General features: G+C 71.8%; 17 protein-coding genes and 1 pseudogene. 6 read left to right on the top strand and 12 right to left on the bottom strand.

Annotated elements, in window-relative coordinates:
- The 11 genes from ACFQ6X_RS17660 to ACFQ6X_RS17610 all read right to left on the bottom strand — a co-directional run bounded on the left by ACFQ6X_RS17660 (position 1) and on the right by ACFQ6X_RS17610 (position 14,982).
- Positions 1–2,730, bottom strand: a complete 2,730-nt coding sequence (locus ACFQ6X_RS17660; RefSeq protein ID WP_383182577.1) for a tetratricopeptide repeat protein — start codon at positions 2,728–2,730, stop codon at positions 1–3.
- A 164-nt stretch (positions 2,731–2,894) separates the two neighbouring features.
- A complete protein-coding gene (locus ACFQ6X_RS17655; RefSeq protein ID WP_383182388.1) occupies positions 2,895–4,238 on the bottom strand; it encodes a hypothetical protein in 1,344 nt (447 codons plus the stop codon).
- 42 nt (positions 4,239–4,280) lie between these two features.
- The gene (locus ACFQ6X_RS17650) at positions 4,281–5,321 is read right to left on the bottom strand and encodes a glutamate ABC transporter substrate-binding protein (RefSeq protein ID WP_383182386.1); all 1,041 of its coding nucleotides are present in this window, start codon (positions 5,319–5,321) and stop codon (positions 4,281–4,283) included.
- An 11-nt stretch (positions 5,322–5,332) separates the two neighbouring features.
- On the bottom strand, positions 5,333–6,721 hold the full coding sequence (locus tag ACFQ6X_RS17645) for a hypothetical protein (protein ID WP_329211015.1): 1,389 nt from the start codon (positions 6,719–6,721) through the stop codon (positions 5,333–5,335).
- Between the two features lie 323 nt (positions 6,722–7,044).
- Positions 7,045–8,019 carry an N-acetylglucosamine kinase gene (locus ACFQ6X_RS17640; RefSeq protein WP_383182384.1) on the bottom strand — a complete coding sequence of 325 codons (975 nt, stop codon included), beginning with the start codon at positions 8,017–8,019 and terminating at the stop codon, positions 7,045–7,047.
- Positions 8,010–9,275, bottom strand: coding sequence for a 6-phospho-beta-glucosidase (locus tag ACFQ6X_RS17635; protein WP_383182382.1), 1,266 nt, complete (start codon positions 9,273–9,275; stop codon positions 8,010–8,012). The genes ACFQ6X_RS17640 and ACFQ6X_RS17635 overlap by 10 nt, the downstream gene beginning before the upstream one ends.
- Position 9,276: 1 nt before the next feature.
- Positions 9,277–10,176 carry a carbohydrate ABC transporter permease gene (locus ACFQ6X_RS17630; protein WP_383182380.1) on the bottom strand — a complete coding sequence of 300 codons (900 nt, stop codon included), beginning with the start codon at positions 10,174–10,176 and terminating at the stop codon, positions 9,277–9,279.
- Positions 10,177–10,179: 3 nt separating this feature from the next.
- Entirely contained in the window at positions 10,180–11,121 is a 942-nt protein-coding gene (locus ACFQ6X_RS17625; protein ID WP_329211023.1) for a sugar ABC transporter permease, read from the bottom strand.
- A gap of 6 nt (positions 11,122–11,127) precedes the next feature.
- Positions 11,128–12,462 (bottom strand): ABC transporter substrate-binding protein, encoded by a 1,335-nt coding sequence (locus tag ACFQ6X_RS17620; protein ID WP_383182378.1) that lies wholly within the window; start codon positions 12,460–12,462, stop codon positions 11,128–11,130.
- Between the two features lie 53 nt (positions 12,463–12,515).
- A complete protein-coding gene (locus tag ACFQ6X_RS17615; protein WP_383182376.1) occupies positions 12,516–13,730 on the bottom strand; it encodes an ROK family protein in 1,215 nt (404 codons plus the stop codon).
- A gap of 187 nt (positions 13,731–13,917) precedes the next feature.
- Positions 13,918–14,982 (bottom strand): mechanosensitive ion channel family protein, encoded by a 1,065-nt coding sequence (locus tag ACFQ6X_RS17610; RefSeq protein ID WP_383182374.1) that lies wholly within the window; start codon positions 14,980–14,982, stop codon positions 13,918–13,920.
- 317 nt (positions 14,983–15,299) lie between these two features.
- Here ACFQ6X_RS17610 and ACFQ6X_RS17605 point away from each other — a divergent pair, with 317 nt between their 5' ends.
- On the top strand, positions 15,300–15,836 hold the full coding sequence (locus ACFQ6X_RS17605; RefSeq protein ID WP_329211031.1) for an HNH endonuclease: 537 nt from the start codon (positions 15,300–15,302) through the stop codon (positions 15,834–15,836).
- Positions 15,837–15,895: 59 nt separating this feature from the next.
- Here the strand turns inward: ACFQ6X_RS17605 and ACFQ6X_RS17600 are convergent, their stop codons facing one another.
- On the bottom strand, positions 15,896–18,892 hold the full coding sequence (locus ACFQ6X_RS17600) for a beta-N-acetylglucosaminidase domain-containing protein (protein ID WP_383182372.1): 2,997 nt from the start codon (positions 18,890–18,892) through the stop codon (positions 15,896–15,898).
- Positions 18,893–19,187: 295 nt separating this feature from the next.
- On the opposite strand from ACFQ6X_RS17600, the gene ACFQ6X_RS17595 reads away from it, so the two are divergent.
- The 5 genes and pseudogenes from ACFQ6X_RS17595 to alc all read left to right on the top strand — a co-directional run bounded on the left by ACFQ6X_RS17595 (position 19,188) and on the right by alc (position 24,147).
- Complete coding sequence (locus ACFQ6X_RS17595; protein ID WP_383182370.1) at positions 19,188–19,517, top strand: hypothetical protein; 330 nt, start codon at positions 19,188–19,190, stop codon at positions 19,515–19,517.
- Positions 19,518–21,756, top strand: a pseudogene (malQ, locus tag ACFQ6X_RS17590) (4-alpha-glucanotransferase).
- The gene (locus ACFQ6X_RS17585) at positions 21,720–21,932 is read left to right on the top strand and encodes a hypothetical protein (protein ID WP_383182575.1); all 213 of its coding nucleotides are present in this window, start codon (positions 21,720–21,722) and stop codon (positions 21,930–21,932) included. Before malQ ends, ACFQ6X_RS17585 begins: the two are co-directional and overlap by 37 nt.
- A gap of 92 nt (positions 21,933–22,024) precedes the next feature.
- Complete coding sequence (locus tag ACFQ6X_RS17580) at positions 22,025–22,939, top strand: LysR family transcriptional regulator (RefSeq protein WP_383182368.1); 915 nt, start codon at positions 22,025–22,027, stop codon at positions 22,937–22,939.
- Between the two features lie 59 nt (positions 22,940–22,998).
- Positions 22,999–24,147 carry an allantoicase gene (gene alc, locus ACFQ6X_RS17575; RefSeq protein ID WP_383182366.1) on the top strand — a complete coding sequence of 383 codons (1,149 nt, stop codon included), beginning with the start codon at positions 22,999–23,001 and terminating at the stop codon, positions 24,145–24,147.
- Positions 24,148–24,225: the final 78 nt, after the last annotated feature.

Genomic DNA, 24,225 nt, shown 5'->3' with positions numbered 1-24,225 from the left:
TCACACCCAGGTCCGGGGGCGGAAACGGTTGGCCCGCTCCACCAGTTCGATCCTCTCGTCGCCCCGCTGCGCGAGCCGGGCGAGCATCCGGTACGAGCGTTCGAGACCGAACCTGAGGCCTCGCTCGTCCAGCTCACTGTCCAGCAGCGTCCTCGGTCCCGCGGTCGCGGGGGAGGCCGTGGCCGGTGACTGAGCTGTGGGACTACCGGAGAGTACCCAGTCAAGTGCCGTCCCCAGCACCTCGGTCGACAACTGCTCGCGCCGGACCGCGTCCAGCCCGTATCCCTTGAGGGCCGTCACCTGGTCCGCCGCGGCGAGGAGATCGTCGATCAGCGGATCCTGCGGGACCCGCTCGCGCAGCCGGGCCCGCACCGCGGCCACCCGCGCCGCCGTGTAGTGGATCGACGACTCCGGTACGGACTCCAGGGTCCGCACCGCCCCGACCCGGTCGCCCGCGGCGATCTGTACCCGCGCAAGACCGAACGCGGCGCTGACGAAGCTCGGATCGGTCGCCCACACCAGGCGGTAGTACTCCGCGGCATTGTCGAGCTGGCCCAGCACCTCCGCGCAGATCCCCAGAGCCAGCTTCGGCGCGGGCTCACCGGGGAACGCGTCGTAGACCGCGTCGAAGGACAGCGCCGCGATCTCGTTGTCTCCGGTCACCAGCGAGGTGACACCGCGGTACCAGACCACCCGCCAGTCGTCCGGGTGCTCGGCCTCCAGCGCTGCCAGTGCCCCGGCGCCGGCGTCCAGTTCGCTCATCTCCAGGCGTGCGCGCAGCTCGCGCAGCCGGGTCTCCAGCGAGGCGGCGGGCACGGTCCCCAGAGCGGAGATCAGTTCGGCGGGTGCCGACGCCATCAGCCCCGCGAGGAAACCGGCGTTGGGATCGTTCGCGTCGACCCGGGGGACCGGCAGGGCGAGCGAGGTCGCCCGCGCGTCGAAGACCGCGAGCCGGGGCGCGCCCCGGCCGGTGTACGCCCCCGGGAGCGTGCCGGGATCCGGGACCGCCGCGCGCGGAGCCGGAACGACCGCCTGCTGAGGGGCGTACGCGAGCGGGCTCCCCCCACCGCCCGACGTGCCGCCCCCGCCGGCCCGGACATGGGTGTCGGGCGCGGACAGCGCACCGGCGCCCGGAGCGCTGTACGGGTAGGCGGCCGGCGGTGCGGGCAGAGCACCTGCGGGCCGGGTGCCGACCGGCAGCGCGCCGGCCACAGCGGTCGCCACCGCACCCTGTGCGGGGGGCACCGCCGAACCGTTCCGCCGCCGTCCGAAGCGCCCGCCGCCGGCCGGAGCCGACCGGACGCCGAGCCGCGACACCTCGTCCGTCAGCTCCGCGAACAACGCCGTGTCCGTGACCCGCAGTTCCGTACCGAAGAGCGTCGACAGCGACGGGCGCGGGCGCCCCGTCTGCAGGGCCACCACCTCCCGGAGCACACCCGTCAGCTGCTCGGCCATCTCCGTGGCCGAGGCGAACCGCCGCGCCGGATCCGGGTCCGTGGCCCGCACGAGCAGCCGGTAGAACGACTCGTACCGCCGGAACACCTCGATGTTGTCCGGGTCGGGCAGCGAGTCCACGAAGACGTTCGTGTACCCCTGGAAATCGAAGGTGAGCACCGCCAGCGTCCGCGCGACCGTGTACAGGTCGGAGGCGACGGACGGGCCGACCTCGGCCACCTCCGGCGCCTGGTAGCCGACCGTGCCGTAGATGGCCGACTCGTCGTCGTCCATCCTCCGTACCGCACCCATGTCGATCAGCTTGAGCTGGTCCTCGGTCTGGATCGCGTTGTCGACCTTGAAGTCGCAGTACAGGAGGTTGCGGCTGTGCAGATGCCCCAGTGCCTCCAGCGCCTCGATGCCGTAGGCGCACGCCTGCTCGACCGGCAGCGGATCCCGCTTCCCGGCCGGTGTGCGGCGGTCGTTGGCGATCTCCTTGAGCGCCTTGCCACCGACGTACTCCATCACGATGTAGCCGTCGAGCGAACCGGTCCGCTGGTCCAGGTGCTCCACGAAGTTGTAGATACGGACGATGTTGGAGTGCTCGATCTCCGCGAGGAAGCGCCGCTCGGAGATGGCCGCGGCCATCGCGTCCTGGTCACCCGTGTCCAGCAGGCCCTTGAGGACCACCCAGCGGTCGGAGACGGCACGGTCCACGGCGAGGTAGACCCAGCCGAGCCCGCCGTGCGCCAGGCAGCCCGCGACCTCGTACTGCCCGTGGACGATGTCGCCGCTCTGCAGCTTCGGCACGAAGGAGTAGGGGTGACCGCACTTGGTGCAGAACCCCTCGGTCCGGCCCGGCCGTTCGCCCCGCGCCCGGCCCACCGGCGCCCCGCAGTCGGAACGGGAGCAGAACCGCTTCCGCTCCGGGACCTCGGGGTTCTCCATGACCGCGGTCCGCGGATCGGGCCGCGGCACATCCGGTACGAGCACCAGACCGGCACCCAGCCGGCCCCGGCCCGAGACGCCCGTCGACGTACCCGAGGAGCGCACCGACACCGAACGGGACGCCGAGGTGCCCGACAAGGAGCGGGAGAGCCGCCCGGACACCGAGCGCCGCGAGGTCGACGAGCGCGACGAGGACCGCGAGGACGCGCGCGAACTCGACCGCTGCGAGCTGCTGCTGCTCCCCTTGCCGCCGGCCGCGATACCCGTGGGCGGCGAGCTCAGCATGCCCGTCGAGGACACGACCGGCGCGAGGCCGCACGTGTCGCAGTACAGCTCACCGCCGCCCATGTCCTCGTAGCTGCCCCCGCACGCGGGGCGCTGGCACCGCGGACTCCCGGTGTCCTGCGCCGGAGAGGGCTCCACCGGCGCGAGGCCGCAGGTGTCGCAGTACAGCTCACCGCCGCCCATGTCCTCGTAGCTGCCCCCGCACGCGGGGCGCCCGCACTGTGTACTCACGATGTCTCCCCCTGTTCGCCCCGGCCCTGTCCGTCCCGGCGGTGCGGCGTCAGCAGGTCCGCCGCCGCCTGCTGATAGCGCAGCACCGTCTGTTCGGCGACGCGCAGATCGCACGGCGCGCTCCACAGCACCCGGCGCGCCGCGTCGTACCGCTCGATCAGCACCGGGTCCTCCGCCATGCCGTGCCGGGCCACCTTCGCCTTGTACGCGTCGAGCCTGCCCCGCAGTTCCGCACGGACCGCGAGCGGCGCCGTGACGGACGTCAGGGACTCCCGCGCGCGCAGCAGTTCGTCCTCGGCCTCCCGCTCCAGCGAGTCGAGCAGCGGCGAGAGGCGGTTCCACTGGGCGTGCCTGCGGTACTCCGACGCCGCGGCCAGCCGCTCCTGCAACGCGGTCGACGGGCCGCTGACCGCGGGAACCTCCGAGGCGGCGATCTTCGCCAGCACCTCGCCGCGCGCCGAACGTGCCTCGGCGAGCGTACGGTCGGCGCGCGACAGCACGTCGCGGAGCTGGACCAGGCGCTGCTCAGCGTCCTGCCGGACCGCGAGCACCGCCTCGATCTCCCGTCGTACGTCCTCCAGGGCGCGGGCCGCCCGGTCGTAGCGCGTGGTGTCGGGACGCCCGCCGCCGGGCGCAGCGCTTCCGGGACCCGGCAGCCAGAACGCCAGCGGATCGGAGATCACCTGCACCCGCAGGGTGGTCAGCTCCTGGGTGATCGACTCCAGGTCGTCACCCGCGGGATGCTCCCCGGGCCGCACACCGACGGAGTGCGCCAATGAGCGGGTGCGGCGAAGTTCCGCTGCGAGCAGGTCTATCCGGGCGGGCAGGGCCGACCAGACGGAGTCCGAGGCGACGACCATGTCCAGCGAGCGTGCGTACAGGTCGTTCATCCGGGCGACGAGCTCCTCCAGCGTGAACCGCTCGGAGAGCCTGGCAGGGCCGGTGAGCCCCGGCTCGGGGCTGACCGCAGCCGTGTTCGCCACGGTCACACCGTCGCCGCGCAGCAGCTCGGTGAGGGCCACCAGGTCGTCCTTGCTGGGGTAGCGGCGCCTGGCCCGGACCTCGCGGGCCGCGGAGAGCGCCCCGGCATAGGCGTCGAAGTACCCCCACAACAGGGTGATCGACTGCTCGGCGGAGGCCCAGCGGTCCTTGGTGACACCGGTCAGATCGGCGCCCTCCAGGAGCCGGCGGCCGGCATGGTCCTGCAGGGCGAGGAGCGAGGTCTCGATCGCCTCGTGCTCCGCACCGAGCCGGGCCAGCGCACGGTCCGCCTCGTCCCGGTCCATGACCGGGCCGGGGGGCCTCCCCGCGAAGCTGGGGAAGGATCCCGCGACGCCCATCGATCACCTCTCCGCTCTCGCGCCGGGCATGGCCCGGCAGGTTCAGTTGGTCCGGTACTTGGGCGCCGGCGGCGCCGTGATCCCGGGAAGTCCCGTAGCCAGCCACATGCGGTACGACCGCATCCAGGGACTGTCGGCACCGCCCTGGCGATAGTCGACCAGCACCTTGTTGACCCGGGCCACGAGATCGTCGGCCCCGAGCTTCGCCGCGACGCCGTAGTACTCGGTGGTGAACGGCTTGTCGCCCTTGAGCTCCACCGCCGGGTCCTGAGCGGCCTGGCCGGCCGCCAGCGCGTTGTCCGTGACGACCGCGTCCACCTCGCCGAGCTGCAGCCGCACCAGGCAGTCCAGCTGGTTGGGGACGGTCAGCTGGTCCAGGTCCTGCTCGGTGCCGTCGTTCTCGTCCTTGAAGGTCGCACCGTAGGACTCCTTCTCCAGCGCTTCGTACGCCGTGGAGCCCTCGGCTGTGCAGACCCGCTTGCCGGCGAGCGACGTGTCGTACCCCGTGATCGTCGACTCCTTGGGGGCCAGGACCTGCTGGCCCGCCTGGAAGTAGGCGGTGGAGAACGAGACCTGCTCCAGGCGCTTGCAGTTGATCGTCATCGTCCGCACGACGACGTCCACCCTGTCGTTCTCCAGGGCGGCGATGCGCTGGTTGGTGGGGATCGCGCGGAAGATCACCGCCTCGGGGTCGCCGAGGATGTCGTTCGCGATCGCCCGCACCAGATCGATGTCGAAGCCTTCGAGTGTGCCGGTCTCCGTCTCCGGATTGCGGTAACCCCACTGGAAGCTGTTCTGGTCGACACCGGCGATCAGCTTCCCGCGCTCCTGGATCTTCTTGATCGTCGGGCCGTCCGCGCTCGACGGCGCCAGGCTCGCCTCCGGATCCGTGCACGATTCGGCCTTGGCGGCCACCGCCGACGTCGCGCCCTGCCCCGTGCTCTGCCCGTCCGGGGAGCCCCCGCCGTGCGTCAGCGGCAGCAGGGTGAGCGAGGCCGTGAGGGCACAGGCCACCGCCATGCCCGTCACACCTCCCCAGCCACGCAGCCTGCCGCGGGCGGCCCAGACCTCGGCCCTGGTCATCGCTGCCCCTCTCACCGGTACTCCGAGAGCCTGCGGTTGACCCCGGCAATCGCCGCTACCGCACCCAGTACGGCGAGGACGGCTGCCCCGATCGGCATCCCGCCCAGCGCCCCGCGCCCGTCCTTCGCCGCCGCGGTGAACTCGCCCTGCTCATGGGCGAGCGCCTGCTGCAGCGCCCGGTCCACCAGTTCGAAGCACTCTCCCGTGGAGCCCTTCGAACCGATGATCTGCTGCAGGGCGCTGTTGTAGTCGCCCTGGTCGTCCGTCGCGCGGGCCTTCTTGTGGCGGCCCTGCCACTCGTTCACACTGCTGATGGCCTTCGCCACCGGATCGCTCCCCCGGGAGTCGTCGGCGAGCTTCTCGGCGCTCTTGAGCTGCGACCCGAGGGACTTCATGCCCGTGCTGTAGTCGGTCTCGTACTTGTCCTTCTGCCCGTCGGCGGTCAGGACCGCGCCTCGGGCGACCAGCGTGAGGTTCTCATTGGCGCGCGCCTTCAGCGAGTTGATCCGCGCGTTGTTGAGGACATCGAGGGACTCCTGCCCGTGCGCCATCGCCTCACGCAGTTCGGCCCGCGCCACCGTGTGCCCCACGGCCAGCCACAGCAGGACCACCGTGGCCGCGGCGGTCGCCGCGAGCAGCCCGCGGTTGAGGACGCGGTTCGTCCTGCGGTAGTTGCGCCGCTGCATCCACACCAGTGCGGTCAGTGCCACGATCCCGGCACCCAGGGAGAAGAACGGCCACTGCCGGGCGTCGGTCGAGTCGGTGCCGAGCCGGCCGGTCTCCGCCGCGTACAACCGCTCGGCCGCCGGAAGGAGTTCGTTCGTCATCTTCTGGTTCGCGTACCGGAGATAGGCGCCGCCGAGGGGCAGCCCCTGCCGGTTGTTGGCGCGGGCACGCTCGATCAGACCCGTGTACTCGGGAAGCAGCTTGTTGAGCGTGGTGATCTCGTTCCACGACGATGACGACGCGTCGGTGCTCGCCGCGGCCTTCACCAGGAGCCTGGCGGCTTCCCTGATGTCCTTCTCGTACTGCTCGTGGACGGCCTTGGGCTCCTGCGCACCTGCCAGGAAACCGCTCGCCGCCATCGTGTCCGCGTCGGCGAGCGAACGGTAGATGCTCGCCGCGTCCGCGCTGAGCGGCTGACTGCGGGTCACCACGTCGTCGGCGGCGGAGGCCCGCCCGGAGATCTCCAGGGCCGTGACCGCCCCGAACGCCACGACCAGCAGCGCCAGTACGGCGCCGATGATCTGCAGCCTGCCCGGCTCGGTCATCGCCGCGGCGCGAAGCCGCTCGGCGGCCACCGCCCCGGCGCCACGACGCTGCGCGGGTACGGTCGTGGCCGCCGCCTCGCGATCAGGCGCGCGCTCCCGCTGCGAGTCCCCGTTCGGCGGGTATGTCACTTGACCTCCCCCTCGGTCACTGACGGTGGCCCCGCCCCCCGGCCGATCGGAGGACTGGTACCCGGCCAGAAGTATGGCCGCAGGGAGCGGCATCCACCAGGAATGCCTGGATCCCGCGTCGATCCCCGAAGTCGATCAGGTGCATTCGATCAGGACGAACGCGGCCGATCAAGACAAGTCCCCGCGCAATTCCCGATGCATCCCCCGAAGCGGATCGATCTCCCCATCATGAACACGTTCGGGACATCTGATCGGTTCCCGTGCTGATGGGGCGTCTCACGGCGCCGGAGCCGAGAGACGCCCCATCAGGTGCGACCGGTGTGTCAGTTGTAGTGCGTACGCAGTCTGCTGTGCACCTCCGGCGCCGCACCCGTGCGGTCCAGACCCAGCAGGCCTGCCCCCAGCACAGGGGCTTGCGAGACGACCCGGACGAACGCCTTCGGGGCGCGTTCGGCCAGGAGCCCGGCGATCCGCTCGTCCAGCCGTGCGTGCCGAGCGGCGAGGACACTGCCGCCCAGGACCACCGGCACCTCCTCGTCCAGCAGTTCGAGCCGACCCAGCGCGACCGACGCCAGGGCGACGACCTCATCGGCCAGCCGGTCCACCAGGGCGCTCGCCACCGGATCCCCGGCCGTACTCGTCGCGAACAGCACCGGAGTCAGCTCGTGCCGGCGCTCGAACGGGATCCGCCCCCGGTGCAGTGCCTCGATCAGCTCGTACACCGAGCCGAGCCCGAAGTGCGCCGGCAGCGTACGGACCAGCTCCGTCGGCCCACCACGGCCGTCCTCGGCCCGCGCCGCGAACCACATGGCCTCCTCGGCGAGACCCGAACCACCGCCCCAGTCACCGGATATCCGGCCGATGGCGGGGAAGCGGGCGGTACGTCCGTCCGGCACCATGCCCACGCAGTTGATCCCGGCGCCGCAGACGACGGCCACACCGCGCGGCTCGTCGACCCCGGCCCGCAGGATCGCGAAGGTGTCGTTGCGGACCTCCACCGTGCGGCCCCACCCACGCTCCAGCAGAGCCTGGGTGAGTTCCTCCTCCTCCACCGGGAGATCGGCGTTGGCCAGGCACGCCGACACGTGCCCGATGCTCCCGACGGGCTCGACGGCCGTGGCGAGCGCCTGGCCGAGCACCGAGGCCAGCACGTCGACCGCGGCCTCCACACCGACCGTCGGCGGCTGGAAGCCTCCTCCGCGGGCCGTGGACAGGACCGTGCCGTCCTCGCCGATCAGTGCCACATCGGTCTTGCTGTTCCCCGCATCGATGGCGACGACCGAAGCGTTCACGCCCACGCGAGGTGCTCCCGGTTGTGCGCGACCAGCCGGTCGGTGAGCGCCTCGGCGTACTCGTACTGGCCGATGAGCGGGTGCGCGAGCAGGGCCTTGAATACGCGGTCCCGGCCGCCCCGGAGCGCCGCTTCCAGGGCGAGGTCCTCGTACGCCGTCACATTCGCGATCAGTCCCGCGTAGAGCGGGTCGAGCGCCGGCACCGCGAGCGGCGTGGCACCCGTGCGGTCCACCCGGGCCTGCACCTCGATCACGGCGTCGTCAGGCAGGAACGGGAGCGTCCCGTTGTTGTAGGTGTTGACCACCTGCACCGCGGAGCCGCCCCCGCCGAGCAGGGCGGCGGCCAGGTCCACGGCCGCCTCCGAGTAGAAGGCGCCGCCGCGCTTGCCGAGCAGCGCCGGCTTCTCGTCAAGCGCCGGATCGCCGTACATGGCCAGGAGTTCCTTCTCCATCGCGGCGACCTCGGCCGCTCGCGAGGGCTTCGTGCCGAGCTCCCGTACGACCTCGTCGTGCGCGTAGAAGTACCGCAGGTAGTACGAGGGGACGACGCCGAGCCGGTCGACGATCTGGCGAGGCATGCGCAGATCGTCGGCGATCGTGTCGCCGTGCTCGGCGAGCAGCTTCGGCAGGACGTTCTCGCCGTCCGGACCGCCGAGCCGTACCCCGAGCTCCCACGACAGGTGGTTGAGCCCGACATGGTCCAGGTGCACCTCGGCCGGGGTGACGTCGAGCAGAGCTGCGAACTTCCGCTGGAAGCCGATCGCCACGTTGCACAGGCCGACGGCCTTGTGCCCGGCCTGCAGAAGCGCCCTGGTCACGATGCCGACGGGGTTGGTGAAGTCGATGATCCAGGCGTCGGGATTCGTGCGCCGGACCCGCTCGGCGATGTCGAGCACGACCGGCACCGTACGAAGCGCCTTGGCGAGGCCGCCGGCCCCGGTGGTCTCCTGGCCGACGCAGCCGCACTCCAGCGGCCACGTCTCGTCCTGGTTGCGGGCGGCCTGTCCGCCGACGCGCAGCTGGAGCAGGACCGCGTCGGCGCCGTCCACCCCGGCGTCCAGGTCGGACGTGGTGGTGATCTTCCCTGCGTGGGCCTGCTTGGCGAAGATCCGCCGGGCGAGTCCGCCGACGAGCTCCAGCCGGTCGGCCGCCGGGTCGATGAGCACCAGCTCCTCGACCGGCAGGGTGTCCCGCAACCGTGCGAATCCGTCGATCAGTTCAGGTGTGTAGGTGGACCCGCCACCCACTACTGCGAGCTTCATGTCAGCCCTTTACTCCGGTCAGTGTGACGCCCTCGACAAATGCCTTCTGGGCGAAGAAGAAGACGGCGATCACGGGGGCCATGACCAGAACGGTCGCGGCCATGGTCAGGTTCCAGTCGGTGTGGTGTGCGCCCTTGAAGGATTCCAGGCCGTAACTGAGCGTCCAGGCGGCAGGGTTCTCGGAAGCGTAGATCTGCGGTCCGAAGTAGTCGTTCCAGGCGGCGAAGAACTGGAACAGGGCGATCGCCGCGATGCCGGGCTTCGCCATCGGCAGGACGACCCTGATCAGGGTACGGAATTCGCCGCACCCGTCGACCTTGGCCGCGTCCAGGTACTCGTCCGGGATGGTGAGGAGGAACTGCCGCAGCAGGAAGATGGAGAACGCGTCGCCGAAGGCCATCGGAATGATCAGCGGCCAGAGCGTGCCCGACAGGTCCAGTTCCTTCGCCCAGAACAGGTACATCGGGATGATGACGACCTGCGGCGGCAGCATCATCATCGAGATGACGAGCATCAGCGAGAGCTTGCGGCCCCGGAAGCGGAACTTGGCCAGCGCGTACGCGACGGGCACCGATGACACGACGGTCAGGACGGTGCCCACTCCCGCGTACAGCAGGGTGTTGCGCCACCAGGTGAGGAAGCCGGGGGTGTCGAGGACCCGCCGGTAGTTGTCCCACTCCCAGGTGTCGGGGGTGAGGTCGCGGGTCAGCGCCTGCTGGTCGCTCATCAGCGACGTCAGGACGACGAACACGAACGGGAGCACGAAGAACAGCGCGGCCGCGATGCCCAGCGAGTGGACGGCGATCCAGTGCAGCAGTGCCTTGCGGCGGGCTGTGCGCAGGGCCGGTGTGGAGGTGCCGGCGGCCGGCACCGGGCGGGGCGTGTCGAGGAGTTGGGTCATGGCTCAGTCACCGGCCTGGATCAGGTTGTTGCGGCCCCGCATCAGCAGCGCGGTGAAGGCCATGGCCAGGGCGAACAGGACGAGGGCGACGACACAGGCGGAGCCGTAGTCGAAGCGCTGGAAGCCGAGGTTGTAGACGAGCTGGGGAAGCGTCAGGGTCGACTTGTCCGGGTAGCCGGGTTCGAACTGCTGCCCCGAGCCGCCGATCACGCCCGAGGCGACCTTCCCCGCCACGAGCGGCTGGGTGTAGTACTGCATCGCCTGGATCACCCCGGTCACCACGGCGAACAGCACGATCGGCGAGATGTTCGGCAGCGTGACGAAGCGGAACCTCTGCCAGCCGGACGCGCCGTCCAGCTCGGCCGCCTCGTACTGCTCCTTCGGTACGTCGAGCAGTGCGGCCATGAAGATCACCATCAGGTCGCCGATGCCCCACACCGCGAGCATCGTGAGCGCCGGCTTCGAGAAGGAGGCGTCGTTGAACCAGCCCGGCGTCGGCAGCCCCAGATCGCCGAGGATCGAATTGACGGGCCCCGTCCCCGGGTTGAGCAGGAAGACGAAAGCCAGCGTCGCGGCGACCGGCGGCGCCAGGTAGGGCAGGTAGAAGAAGGTGCGGAAGAGCCCCGTCCCCGTCCTGATCTTCGTGATCAGCATGCCGATGCCGAGGCCGAACACCACCCGGCAGGTGACCATGACGAGCACCAGCCAGAGCGTGTTGCGCAGGGACGGCCAGAACATCGGGTAGTCGCTGAAGACGTACGTCCAGTTCGCCGCCCCGTTGAAGGACGGCACCCCGAAGCCGTCGTACTTCATGAACGAGAAGTACACGGTCGAGACCATCGGGTACGCGAAGAAGACGGTGAACCCGATCAGCCACGGCGACATGAAGGCTGCCGTCCGCAGCGCCGACCGGCGGTGCTTGGAGCGGAGTGTGTGCGTGGTCATCGGGATCTACTTCGCCTTGGCGATGTCGGTGTCGATCTGCGCGGCGGTCTTCTCCAGACCTGCCTTCAGGTCCTTCACCGCACCCTTCTCGTACTGGAAGCCGAAGTCCTGGATGGTCTGCTGGTACGTCGCCCCGTTGACCGCACCGTCGGGCGTGTTGGACTTCGGGTGCTGGGCGATCTCCAGGAAGGTCTTGAAGCGCGGGTCGAACTTCAGGTCGGGGGACTTCAGTGCCGCGAAGGTGGAGGGCACGTTGCGGATGCCGTTCGCGAAGTCGACCACGGCCTGCGTGTCGCTCGTCATGAACTTCACGAGCTCCCACGCCGCGTTCTGCTTCTTGCTGGCCGGGGCGATCCCCATGATGGTGCCGGACAGGAAGCCCTTGCCGTAGCTGTCGGCCTCGTCGTCGGCCACCGGCATCGGCGCCACACCGATCTCGAACGGCACCTTGGCGTCCGTGGCCATTCCCAGCCGCCACTCGCCGTCCAGCTGCATCGCGACCTGACCGGTGTGGAACGGGTGCTTGGCGCCCCACTCGTCACCGAAGGTGCCGCGGAACTTCTCCAGCTTCGCGTAGCCGCCGAGGTCCTCGACCAGCTTCTTCTGGTACGTGAACATCTTGGCGAAGGCGGGGTCCTTGGCGATGTTGGACTTGCCGTCGGCGTCGAAGTACGTGTGGTCCCACGAGGACAGGTAGTGATCGGCGACCGTCTCGTAGCCGTGGTAGGTCGGCATGAAGCCGAGCTGCTCGTAGCTGTCGCCCTTGGCGACCGTCAGCTTCTTCGCGACCGCGGCCAGCTCGGACATGGTCTTCGGCGGCGCGGTGACGCCGGCCTTCTCGAAGGCGTCCTTGTTGTAGTAGAGGCCGTAGGCGTCCGCGAGCAGCGGCAGGGCGCAGCGCTTGCCCTCGAACTGGGTGTAGTCGAGCAGGACCTCGGGAAAGGTCTTCTCCAGGTCCAGCTTCGACTTCTCTATGAAGGGCTTGAGGTCGGCGAAGGCGCCGGACGAGCAGAACTTGCCGACGTTGGAGGTCGTGAAGGACGACACGACGTCGGGGCCGTTCGAACTGCCGGTGCGCAGCGACTGGTTGAGCTTGTCGTCATTGATGTTGCCGACGACGTTGACCTTGATGTTCGGGTGGGTCTTCTCGAAGCGGTCGACGTTGTCCTGGACGGCCTTCACCTCGGAGGGCGCGCTCCAGCCGTGCCAGAAATTGATCGTGGTCCTCGCGTTCGGGTCGTCGTTCGCACCGGACTCGGCCTGGCCCGTACAGGCGGTGGCGAGGACCGAGATCGCGGCGACGGCGACAGCGGCGGTGGTGGTCAGTCGGCTTCTGCGCATGGCAAAGCTCCCAGGGGCAGGGGGAAGAGGAGAAGGCAGGAGTGGGACAGGGTTCAGCGGGAGGTGTCGAACACTTCGTCGCGGGTGTCCGCGAGGGCCCGCTCCAGGGCGCCTCGCAGGACCGGGTGCCGGCTGATCCCGCCGAGTACGAGACGGGGCCGGGACGCCGCGAGCTCGGCGAGCTCGGACTGGATCAGGGACCGCAGCAGCTCGCCGCCCGAGGCGACGAGCTCGCCGGAGAGCACGATCAGGCCGGGGTCGAGCACGGCGGTGACGGACGCGAGACCGGTGGCGAGCCGCTGGGCGTACTGGCGCAGCAGCTCCGTCAGTGCGGGGTCCTGTTCGTACGCGGCGGCCGCCCGGGCCAGCAGCCCGGCCGCGACCTCCGCGTACGGCTGGTGAGGGGTGTCGATGCCGAGCGAGGTGGCGAGCCGGGGGACCGCCTGGGCACCGGCCAGCTCCTGGAAGCCGCCGGCGTTGGCCTTCACGACCTGGCGCACGAGAGGGGTGCCCGGCACCGGCAGGAACCCGACCTCGCCCGCGCCGCCGGTGAAACCGCGGTGCAGCCGGCCGTTGATGACGAGGGCGGCACCGAGGCCCTCCTCGTTCCACAACAGGACGAAGTCCTCGTGGCCCCGGGCCGCTCCGAGCCGCTGCTCGGCCACCGCGACCAGGTTCACGTCGTTCTCGTACTCCACCGGCATCGGCAGGGAGGCGGCCAGCTCGTCCAACAGCGTGGGGGAGTGCCAGCCGGGCAGGTGCGAGGCGTAGCGCAGCCGTCCCGTGCCGGGGTCGAAGGCGCCCGGGGTGCCGATGACGACACGGTGCACATCGGCGCGGGCGAGCCCGGCCTCCTTGACCGCGCCGTCCAGGGCGTCCGTGACCTGCCGCACCACGCTGTCGGCGCGCCGTCCGGGGGTGCGGAGCTCGTACTCACCGACGGTCCGGCCGGTCACGTCGGCGATCGCCGCGACGATCCGCTGGGCGGTGACATCGAGTCCGGCCACGTGCGCGGCCCGAGCGTTCACCGCGTACAGCTGGGCGCTGGGGCCCGGCCGCCCCTCGCTCGTACCGGTGGCCACGACGAGCCCGGCCGCCTCCAGCCGGGCGAGGAGCTGGGACGCGGTGGGCTTGGACAGGCCCGTCAGCTTCCCGATCCTCGTACGGGAGAGGGGGCCGTGCTCCAGGAGCAGGTCCAGGGCGGCGCGGTCGTTCATGGCGCGAAGGACGCGCGGTGTACCCGGCGTGCCCGGTGTGGTTCCCGCCATGACGGATGCACCTGCCCTCTGTTAGGAAAGTTTCCTATTCGGTGGGAGGAACGTATGGCGCACGTCACCGGCACGTCAATGGTGTCCACCCCTGCGGCAATCAAAGCGTTACCTGAGGCCGGGCGGACGACGAAGGGGCGCCGCGCGGAGTCCGCGCGGCGCCCCTTCGCCCGAGTCCGGGCCGGTGCTACTTCGTCAGGTTCGGCGGCGCTATCGGGGTTGCCGCCAGCGACTGCGGCGACGTCGTCGACGCGTACGCCGACGGGGCTGCCACGCCCGCCGTCGGGTCCGGGGCCGACTCGCCGTCCGCCTGGAGGGGGACGGCGCCGACCATGCGGATGCCGGCCGAGTCGAGCGCCTGCTTGATCCGCCAGCGCAGCTCGCGCTCCACGCCCAGCGCCTTGCCCGGCATCGTCTTCGCGGTGACCCGTACGGTCATCGAGTCGAGCAGGACGGCGTCCAGGCCGAGGATCTCCACCGGGCCCCACAGGCGCTCCGCCCAGGGGTCCTCCTTGGCCATGACCTCGGCCGCCTCGGTGATCGACGCGCGGACCCGGTCCAGGTCCTCCGTCGGGCGCACCGTGACGTCGACACCGGCCGTCGACCAGCCCTGACTGAGGTTGCCGATCCGCTTGACCTCGCCGTTGCGGACGTACCAGATCTCGCCGTTGTCGCCGCGCAGCTTGGTGACGCGCAGACCCACCTCGATGACCTCGCCGGAGGCGACACCCGCGTCGATCTGGTCGCCGACCCCGTACTGGTCCTCAAGGATCATGAAGACGCCGGACAGGAAGTCGGTGACGAGGTTGCGGGCGCCGAAGCCCAGCGCCACACCGGCGACGCCCGCGGAGGCCAGCAGGGGCGCCAGATTGATCTGGAACGCGCCCAGGATCATCAGGGCGGCCGTTCCGAGGATCAGGAACGACGTGACCGAACGGAGTACGGAACCGATGGCTTCCGAGCGCTGACGGCGTCGTTCCGCGTTGACCAGCAGACCGCCGAGAGCCGTGCCCTCCACCGCCTGGGCACTGCGGTTCATCCGGTCGATGAGATTGGTCAGGGCACGCCGGATCACGTACCGCAGTACGAGCGCGATCGCCGCGATGAGCACGATGCGCAGACCGGTGTTGACCCAGGTGGACCAGTTCTCCTCGACCCAGCCGGCGGCGTTCCCGGCCCGCTCGGCGGCTTCGTCCAGCGAGCCGCCGGGCGCTGGGGACGGGGCTGCGGCCAGGAGGGCGGACAGGGACACGACGGGGACCTCCAGGTGGGGCGACAGCAGACCAACCACAGTAACGAAGCCGGAGGAGTGGTTCGTTGCCGCTGCGAGGGGAGAGACACGTCTCACCCGGGGATACAGAGGGTGTGGCCGATCGCACAGCGCGATCGGCTGCCGTGGTGAAGCGCCTGTTCCGCTGCCTTCCGGCGGTGCGTCCGGCCGGTGGTGAGAAAAATCCCTCGGGCCCGTTACCCGGACGTGGTGGCGCTTCTACCAGGCATGAGGAGAGACTGAGATCGGATCGTCCCGGCGCGAGCCACGCGCCGCCGGCGTACAAGGAGGCATCCACCGTGCCGCATGTCCTGGTTCTCAACGCGTCGTACGAGCCCCTCGGCGTCGTACCGCTCCGCCGCGCGCTCGTCCTCGTCCTCGAGAACAAGGCCATCTGCCTCGAGGAGTCCGGCGCCTTCATGCACAGTGCCACCCGTGCCGTGCCGGCGCCCAGCGTCGTCCGCCTCAAGCGATTCGTACGGGTTCCCTACCGGGGGCCCGTTCCCCTGACCCGCCGGGCGCTCTTCGCCAGGGACGGCGGCCGCTGCATGTACTGCGGTGCCGCCGCGACCAGCGTCGACCACGTCATTCCGCGCAGCCGCGGCGGACAGCACGCCTGGGACAACGTGGTGGCGGCCTGCCGCCGCTGCAACCACGTCAAGGCCGACCGCCACCTGCCCGAGCTCGGCTGGCGGCTGCGCCACGCGCCCGCCCCGCCCAGCGGCCTGGCCTGGCGGATCATCGGGACCGGGCACCGCGATCCGCGCTGGCTGCCCTACTTGCAACCGTTCGGCGCGGACGACGTGATGGCCCGGATCGATGGCGTTTCCGCCTGAGAACCCGGGCCTCTGTCGTCCCGGGACAGGTAGCGGGGTGGGCCCGGAGGCCCGCCACGCTACTCGGCCACGGCGTAGGCCTCCACCGACCACAGCGAGTAGCCGTACTGCGTGGCCCGGCCGTCGCCCTGCACCCTGATGAAGCGGGTGTCCTTCGCGTCCATCCGGACCGATTCGCGCCCGCCGCCGCCCTCCCGCACGGTCGCCGCCGTACGCCAGGTGCGGCCGTCCGCGGAGACCTGGACGCGGTAGCGGGAGGCGTACGCGTCCTGCCAGTGCAGCACCACCTGGCCCAGCCTGACGGGCCGGGGCAGCTCGGTCTGCCACCAGGCGCCGTCCTCCACGGGCGAGGACCAGCGCGTCCCTGGATCGCCGTCCGAGGCCGCCGAGGCGGGGAAGTCCGGGGTCTCGTCGCCGGATGAGGAAGCCGTGGCCGTACGCGCCAGATCCGGGCCCGCGGTGCGCGGGTAGGCCCGCACCGTCAGGGTGCTCTCCTCGCCGCCGAAGCTCAGCGGCACCTCGTACTCGCCGGCCGGGGTGTCCGCGGGGACGGTGATGTCCACCGGGACGTCCGTACGGGAACCACGCGGCACCGTCGTCTGCTTCGGCACCGTCACCTTGATGCCCTTGGGCGCTTTCGCGGTCAGGGACCCCTTCACCTCGGCGGGGCGCCCGCCGGCCAGCCGTGCCTCGACACGTTGCGGACCGCCGCCGATCACGGCGTCCGTCTCGCCGCGTACGAGATCGAGCCGGGCAGCCGGCTCGTCACCGAACCACGGCACGAGCGCACGCACGGCCGCGGAGTCGAGTCCCGTACCCGCCACGACCGGGGGCGCGCTCATGACACCCGGGGCCAGGGGCCCGGTGAGGACGGGGCGGGCCGCCGGGACGGTGACCCGGAGCGCGTCCGCCCGCAGGCCCGTCGCCGGCGTGTGCGTCCAGCCTGCTGTCGACAGCGGGCCGAGGCCGCGCCAGCCCTCGCCCGGCACATGGGCCTCCAGGACCGCGCCCGCGGCCCCGCTGCCCGGCGCGGTCAGCGTGGTGACGGCCTGGACCGGGCGGGCACGGTCCAGGCGGACCGTATAGCTGTTCGTGTCCCGGCTCACTGTGCCCGCATCGCGGTCGGTGCCGTTCCAGCCGTCGGCCTCCTTGCGGACCCGGTCCAGGAACGGGCCGAGCACGCCCTTGCCGAGCGTCGCGCCGCTCGCCCCGATCTCCTTGCGCAGCGCCTCCAGCGCCAGCTGTGCCTTCCAGGCGGCCGCTCCGTCGCCGCGCGCCTGCGCCTGCAGGAGGTCGACGGCGAGCTCACCCGCACGGCCGTACCGGGCCAGCTGCTCGGTCCACGGGCGCACCTCGTCGTCCAGCCGTCCGTTCGCCGGGGTCCTCAGCTGCTGCGGGGCCCGGCGCATCACGGAGAACGCCGCCCGCAGCTCGCGCGCCGCGTCGTCACGGGCCGTCGCGTTCGCCGTCGCACGTGATGCCCAGAACGCGGCGAACAGCGGCTGCAGATAGGCGGACTCGTCGCCCCCGAGCACCGATGTGGCGCTGTTGCCGGCCAGCGCACGCAGTGCCGCCCGGGTGTCGGCGTCGGCGCCCGCCAGGTCGTCTATCGCCGCCTGCCAGGACTCCTGGGGCCGGTACCCCTTCGGGTTCCAGGCGAAGTCCGCTGCCGTGAAGAGCGGAATGCGGGAGGCCGACGACTGCTCCATCGCGTTGGCCAGCAGCGCCGCGGAGCCGCTCGCCACGGCCGGGTCCCGGCCGGTGTACGGACCGAGGAAGATCCGGTCCTGCGCGTAGTCGTTGACCGGGTAGTTGTCCATGGTGACCAGCGGATGACGGAAGGCGGCCCGCGCGCCGGCCAGCTCACGCCCGGTGATGGTCTTCGGTACGACGCCGACCCCGGTCCAGGCCACCTGCACCCGGTCGTCCAGCTCGGCGGCGAGCGCGGTGCGGTAGTCGGTGGCACCGTCCTGGTAGTACTCGGTCGGCATCACCGACAGCGGCTCCGCGCCCGGGTGGCGCTCCGCCAGATGCCGGGCGACCGCGCTCGCGACCCTCGCCTGGGCGCCGGCCGCCGCCCGCGGGCCGCTGCCGAACGTCTCCGCGTCCCGGTCGCAGTGCCACTCGCTGTAGCTCACGTCCTGGAACTGCAGCTGGAAGACCCGGACGCCCAGCGCCCACATCGCGTCGATCTTCCGTGTCAGCGCCTTGACGTCCGCGTCGGACGCCATGCACATCGCCTGCCCGGGGGATACGGCCCAGCCGAGCGTCACATGCTCGGCTCGCGCCCTCTCGGCCAGCGCCCGGAAGTCCGCCCGCCGCTCGGCGGGATACGGGTCGCGCCAGCGGGCCTGCCGGTAGGGGTCGTCGCCGGCCGCGTAGAGATAGCGGTTCTGCTTCGTGCGTCCCATGAAGGCGATCTGGGCGAGCCGCTCCTCGCGGGTCCACGGCTGTCCGTAGAACCCCTCGGCCATTCCCCGCACGGCGGTGCCCGGCCAGTCGCGGACCACGGCCGGGGCGACGGTGCCGTTGCTGATGAGCTGGCGCAGGGTCTGGACGCCGTGGAAGAGGCCGTCCTCGCCGATGCCGTCCAGGGCGACGGTGGAACGGCCCCGCACCTCGCCCACGGCGATGCGGTAGCCGCCGGACGGAAGGTCGGCGCGCTCGGGCGCGGACAGGTCCCGCAGTGCCTGACCGGCGCCCGTACCGCCCAGCCTGATCACCGGGCCGCGGCCCGGCAGGGCGTGGTGCACGATCCGCACTCCGGCGTCGCCCAGGACCTTCCTGAGCGCGGCCACGGCATGGCGGTCGGCCTGCGCGTCGGCGAGGAGGGTGACCTCCGTGCCGAGGGGCACGGCCCGGCCGGACGCCTTGATCGCCTGGGGCCGTGGCCAGACGGAGGGCAGCTGTGTTCCGTCGGCGCGGTCGGGTGTGGTCGCGGCGGGTGTGCCGGGGACGACGGGGGCCGCGAGCGCTGCCGGTGCGGCCGAGCCGAGCAGTCCGCCGATCACGGCGACGGCGACGGCCGTCGCACGCCTTCTGCGCCCGAACTGCACGCCGTTCTCCCTTCGTCCCGCCCGTGGGCTCCGAGCCCACCACCCGGGCGCGAGGGTGTCAATGCGCGTGGCCGTTGTGACGTATATGCCGGATGTGTCGCATGATGCGGTCGGCGCGTATCGACGGAAGGGCGTCGGGTGGCCGAAAACAGCCCATACCCGACGTACGCGGGAACGGTATGTGACCCACGGCACGTTGGGCTCGTTGTCATAACGCCTACGTCACGTCCACGCCTGCTCCCGCGCCCGCTGGGTAGGCCTGCTGTGTCCTGTTGTCCACGGCCAGGAGGCCACCGTGCCCGCTTCCGCGCAGCTTCTGCTCTCCGCCCTCTCCAAACAGGTACCGAGCTCCACGGGTCCTGATCCGCTGACCGGTGATCCGCTGACCAGCGAACCGCCCCTGACCGATGTCGCGCCCCTCATGATCAGCCAGCTGCCGCTCGCCGACGTCTCCCACCTCGTCGGCGAGCAGGGCTTCGCCGATGACGCCCCGCTGACCAGCGAGCCTCCGCTCGCCGATGCCACCCCGCTCACGAGCGAGCCACCGCTCGCCGCCGTCGCCCCTCTGACCAGCGAGCCGACAGCACCCGGCACCGCAGGGGGCATGGAGTCCCCAGGAGTCTGAATGGGCTTGTCCCGGCTCGCCGCACTGCACGGCGTCGCCACCTCCTTCTCCCCGTCCGCGGATGTCACGGTGTCCGTCCCCGACGACACGGTCAAGGCCGTGCTCGCCGCGCTGGGCGTCGACGCCGCCACCCCCGCGGGGGTGGGGAGATCACTCGTCGCCGCCGAATCGGCAGCGGCCTCCCGCCTGCTCCCGCCGACGGTGGTGACCTGGGCCGGGGAGCCGCTGCCGCCCGCCCTGGCCGCGCTGCCGCCCGGCGCGACCCTGACGATCGAGCCCGAGAGCGCACCGGGAAGCACCGAGGCGCCGCCCCCGCTGCGGATGAAGGTCCCGGGGGCCGTCGCGGCACCCCGGGCCGGGAACGCGCCGAGTACGCCCTCCTGGTGGAGCGAACCGCCCCTGGGCGTCCACCGGCTGACCGTCCGTGCCCCGGACCACCGCTACGCCACGGCCACGCTCGTCGTCGCACCGGACCGCGTACCCCAGCCGCCCGCACGCACGCACGGCTTCCTCGTCCAGCTCTACTCGCTGCTCTCCGCCCGGTCCTGGGGCATGGGTGACCTGGCGGACCTGGCCGACCTCGCCGCCTGGTCCGGACGGACCCTGCAGGCCGGCTTCGTCCAGGTCAACCCGCTGCACGCCGCCGTGCCCGGCAGGCCCACCGACCCGTCCCCCTACCGCCCCTCCTCGCGGCGCTTCCCCGACCCCGTACACCTGCACATCGAGTCGGTGCCGGAGTACGGGCACGTATCGGACAGGGCGACGCTCGACGACCTGCGCCAGGACGCCGCGTCACTCTGCGAGGCCGTCCTGAACAAGGGGGCGCTCATCGACCGGGACGCCGTCTGGGAGCTCAAGAAGCAGGCCCTGGAACTCATCGTCCAGGTCCCCCTGACCCCCGGCCGCCGCGCCGCCTACTGCGACTTCCTGGCCGCGCAGGGGCAGGCCCTGGAGGACCACGCCCTGTGGTGCGCCCTGGCCGAGGTGCACGGCTCCGACTGGCGCGGCTGGCCCGAGGGGCTCCGTGACCCGCGCTCCCCGCAGAGCGCCCGCGCCCGCACCGATCTCCTGGACCGGGTCGACTTCCACTGCCGGCTCGCCTGGCTGACGGACACCCAGCTCGCCGCGGCCCAGAGCGCCGCGCGGGACTCCGGGATGGCCGTCGGGATCGTCCACGACCTCGCGGTCGGCGTCCACCCCGACGGGGCCGACGCATGGGCCCAGCAGGACGCCTTCGCGCACGGCATGTCCGTCGGAGCGCCCCCGGACGCCTTCAACGCGCACGGCCAGGACTGGGGGCTGCCGCCCTGGCGCCCCGACGCGCTCGCCGCGTCCGGCTACGCCCCCTACCGCGGCCTCCTGCGCGGTCTCCTCGCCCATGCGGGCGCACTGCGCATCGACCACGTCATGGGCCTGTTCCGGCTCTGGTGGGTGCCCGAGGGCAGCCCGCCCACCGAGGGCACCTATGTCAGCCACGACGCCGAGGCGATGCTCGCCGTCCTCGTCCTGGAAGCGCACCGTGCGGGTGCCGTCGTCATAGGGGAGGACCTGGGGACCGTCGAGCCCGGAGTGCGCGAGGCGCTGGCCCGGCGCGGGGTGCTCGGCACGTCCGTGCTCTGGTTCGAGCGTGACTGGGACGGCACCAGACGCCCGCTGCCCCCCGAGCGCTGGCGCCGGGACTGCGTGGCCACCGCCACCACCCACGACCTGCCGTCCACCGCCGCCCGGCTGACGGGTGAGCACGTGACGCTGCGCCACCGGCTGGGACTGCTCACCCGCCCCCTGGAGCAGGAGCTCGCCGAGGACGCCACGGACACCGCCGAGTGGCTGGCCTATCTGGCGCGGCTCCGGCTGCTGCCCGAGGGCGACGGCGACGAGGAGGCCGCCGTGCGCGCCGTCCACCGCTTCCTGCTGCTCACCCCTGCCCGGATGGCAGGGGTCTGGCTCCCGGACACCGTGGGCGACCGCCGCCCGCAGAATCTCCCCGGAACCTGGGACCAGTACCCCAACTGGCGTCTGCCCATCGCCGATGCGGAGGGCCATCCGGTCACGCTGGAGGAGATCGCCGCATCGCCCCGGCTGCACCGGCTGATGGAGGTTCTGAGACCTGGCGCGGACCGGCCGTAGGGCCTGTACGGCACCCCCGGGCGCGCGCCGCTCCCAGGCGTTCGCTACGTTTGCACCGTGGACAAGAAGAACGCTATGCGCGCCGGCGCCGTCGCGGCCGGTACGACGCTGATGATGCTGCTCATGTCGTCCCCCGCGCTCGCTCTCACCCGCGACGACGGTGACGACCCGGGTCCGGGGCTGAACGTGATGGAGACCCTCGGTCTCTTCGTCGCGGCGCCCATCGTCCTGTTCCTGGTGATCGTGGGCCTCGTCATGGTCCTCGACAAGTCCAAGAAGCAGGCCTAGCACCTCTCGCCACACCGCTCCTCACGGGTGCGCCGCCGGTACGCGGTACCGCGCGGCGCACTCGCATGTCCGGATCCCGGTAGGTTTCGGCCATGACCGAGTGGGACGTCAAGAAGCTCCGCATCCTGCGCACCCTGCGCGACCGGGGCACGGTGACCGCGACGGCCGAGGCTCTCCTGATGACCCCGTCGGCCGTCTCGCAGCAGCTGACGAACCTGGCCAAGCAGCTCGGCGTGCCCCTGCTGGAGGCGCAGGGCCGCCGTGTCCGGCTCACCGACGCCGCGCACCTCGTGCTGCGCCATGCCGAGGCGGTCTTCGCCCAGCTGGAGCGGGCCGACGCCGAGCTGACGGGCTATCTGCGCGGTGAGGCGGGCCAGGTGCGGGTCGGCGCCTTCTCGACGGCCGTCCCCGCCCTCGTCGTACCGGCCGTCCGGCTCCTGGCAGCCGACCGCCGGCCCTCACCCCAGGTGCGCGTACGGGAGGCGGAGGCGGCACAGGCGTACGAGCTGCTGTCGGCGGGCGAGGTGGACCTCGCGCTCTCCCTGGCTGCGCACGCGCCCACGGCCCGCGACCCCCGCTTCACCCTCGTTCCGCTCCTGGCCGACCCGCTGGACGTGGCCCTGCCCGCGGCCCACCCACTCGCCGGCACCCCGGGCCTGCGCCTGGCCGACCTCGCCGCCGAGCCCTGGATCTTCGGCGGTTCGGGCCCCTGGTCGCAGATCACGACGGCCGCCTGCGAAGCGGCCGGCTTCGTCCCCGAGCAGGCCCACAGCGCGTCCGGCTGGACCGCGATCCTCGCCATGGTGGAGGCGGGCATGGGCGTCGCGCTGATTCCCCGCATGGCGTCGGCCGCCGACCGGCCGCGCGAGGGTGTGGCCATGCGGGTCCTGGACGCCGACCGGCCGCGCCGCCATGTGGTGGCGGCGGTACGGCAGGGGGCCGAGCGGGGGCCGGCGGTCGCACGGGTGCTGGCGGCGCTGGAGCAGGTCGCTGTTAAGCAGAACTGAACGAACTGTACGAAAACTTTCGATGGACCTGATGGGTCTCTCCGTACGAGAGTCGTCGCATGACCTTCGACGCGAACGAGAGCACATTCCAGGACACCGACCCCCACGCCAATGACGCGGCCCCCTACGGCGGCGGCGACCCGTACGCCGACTACCGCACCGCCACCGGCCTCGCGTTCACCGACCTCGTCGACCTCGCGGACCGCCGCCTCGGCGCGGGCGTGATCGCCGCCAACGACGAGTTCTTCGCCGAGCGCGAGAACCTCCTGATCCGTGAACCCGCCGTCTTCGACCCCGAGCGCTTCGGCCACAAGGGCAAGATCATGGACGGCTGGGAGACCCGCCGCCGCCGTGGTGCGGACGCGGACCACCCCTTCCCCGCCCCCGGGGAGCACGACTGGGCGATCGTCCGGCTGGGCGCCCCCGGCATCATCCGCGGCATCGTCGTCGACACGGCCCACTTCCGCGGCAACTACCCGCAGCGCGTCTCGGTCCAGGCGACGGCCGTCGAAGGCGCCCCGAGCCCCGAGCAGCTCCTCGCCGACGACGTGAAGTGGGAGGAGATCGTCCCGCAGACCCCCGTGCGTGGCCACGCGGCCAACGCCTTCGAGATCACCGGCGACCGGCGCTACACCCACGTCCGCCTCTGCCAGCACCCCGACGGCGGCATCGCCCGCCTCCGCGTCCACGGCGAGGTCGTCCCCGACCCGGCCTGGCTCGCCGCGCTGGGCACGGTCGACCTGCTCTCGATCCTCAACGGCGGTACGTACGAGGACGCCTCCGACCGCTTCTACTCCTCACCGGCCCAGATCATCCTGCCCGGCACCTCCCGCAAGATGGACGACGGCTGGGAGAACCGCCGCCGCCGGGTCCGCGACACGAACGACTGGGTACGCTTCCGGCTGCCCGCCCAGGGCGCGGTGCGCGCGGTCGAGATCGACACGGCCTGCCTCAAGGGCAACGCGGCCGGCTGGATCGCCCTCCACGGCCGGGACGGCGACACGGGCGAGTGGTTCGAGATCCTCCCGCGCACCCGGCTCCAGCCGGACACCCTGCACCGCTTCGTCCTGGACGCCGAGGCCGTGGTCACCCACGTCCGCCTCGACACCTTCCCCGACGGCGGCGTGGCCCGGATGCGCCTGCACGGCACGCCGACGGAAGCGGGAGCGGCCGAACTGGCCCGCCGCTACGAGGAGTCGGCCGGCTGACGGCTGCGCCCCCGGCTCCCTCCCCCCGACCCCGCCCGGCGGACGGCTGCGCGACAGCGCCTGCCCGCCGGGCGGTTT

Origin of the sequence: Streptomyces sp. NPDC056452 (assembly GCF_042796085.1) — a bacterium.
Lineage (GTDB): Bacteria > Actinomycetota > Actinomycetes > Streptomycetales > Streptomycetaceae > Streptomyces.
The sequence above is the reverse complement of the archived record's forward strand: the minus strand, read 5'-3'. Positions and strand labels throughout refer to the sequence as shown.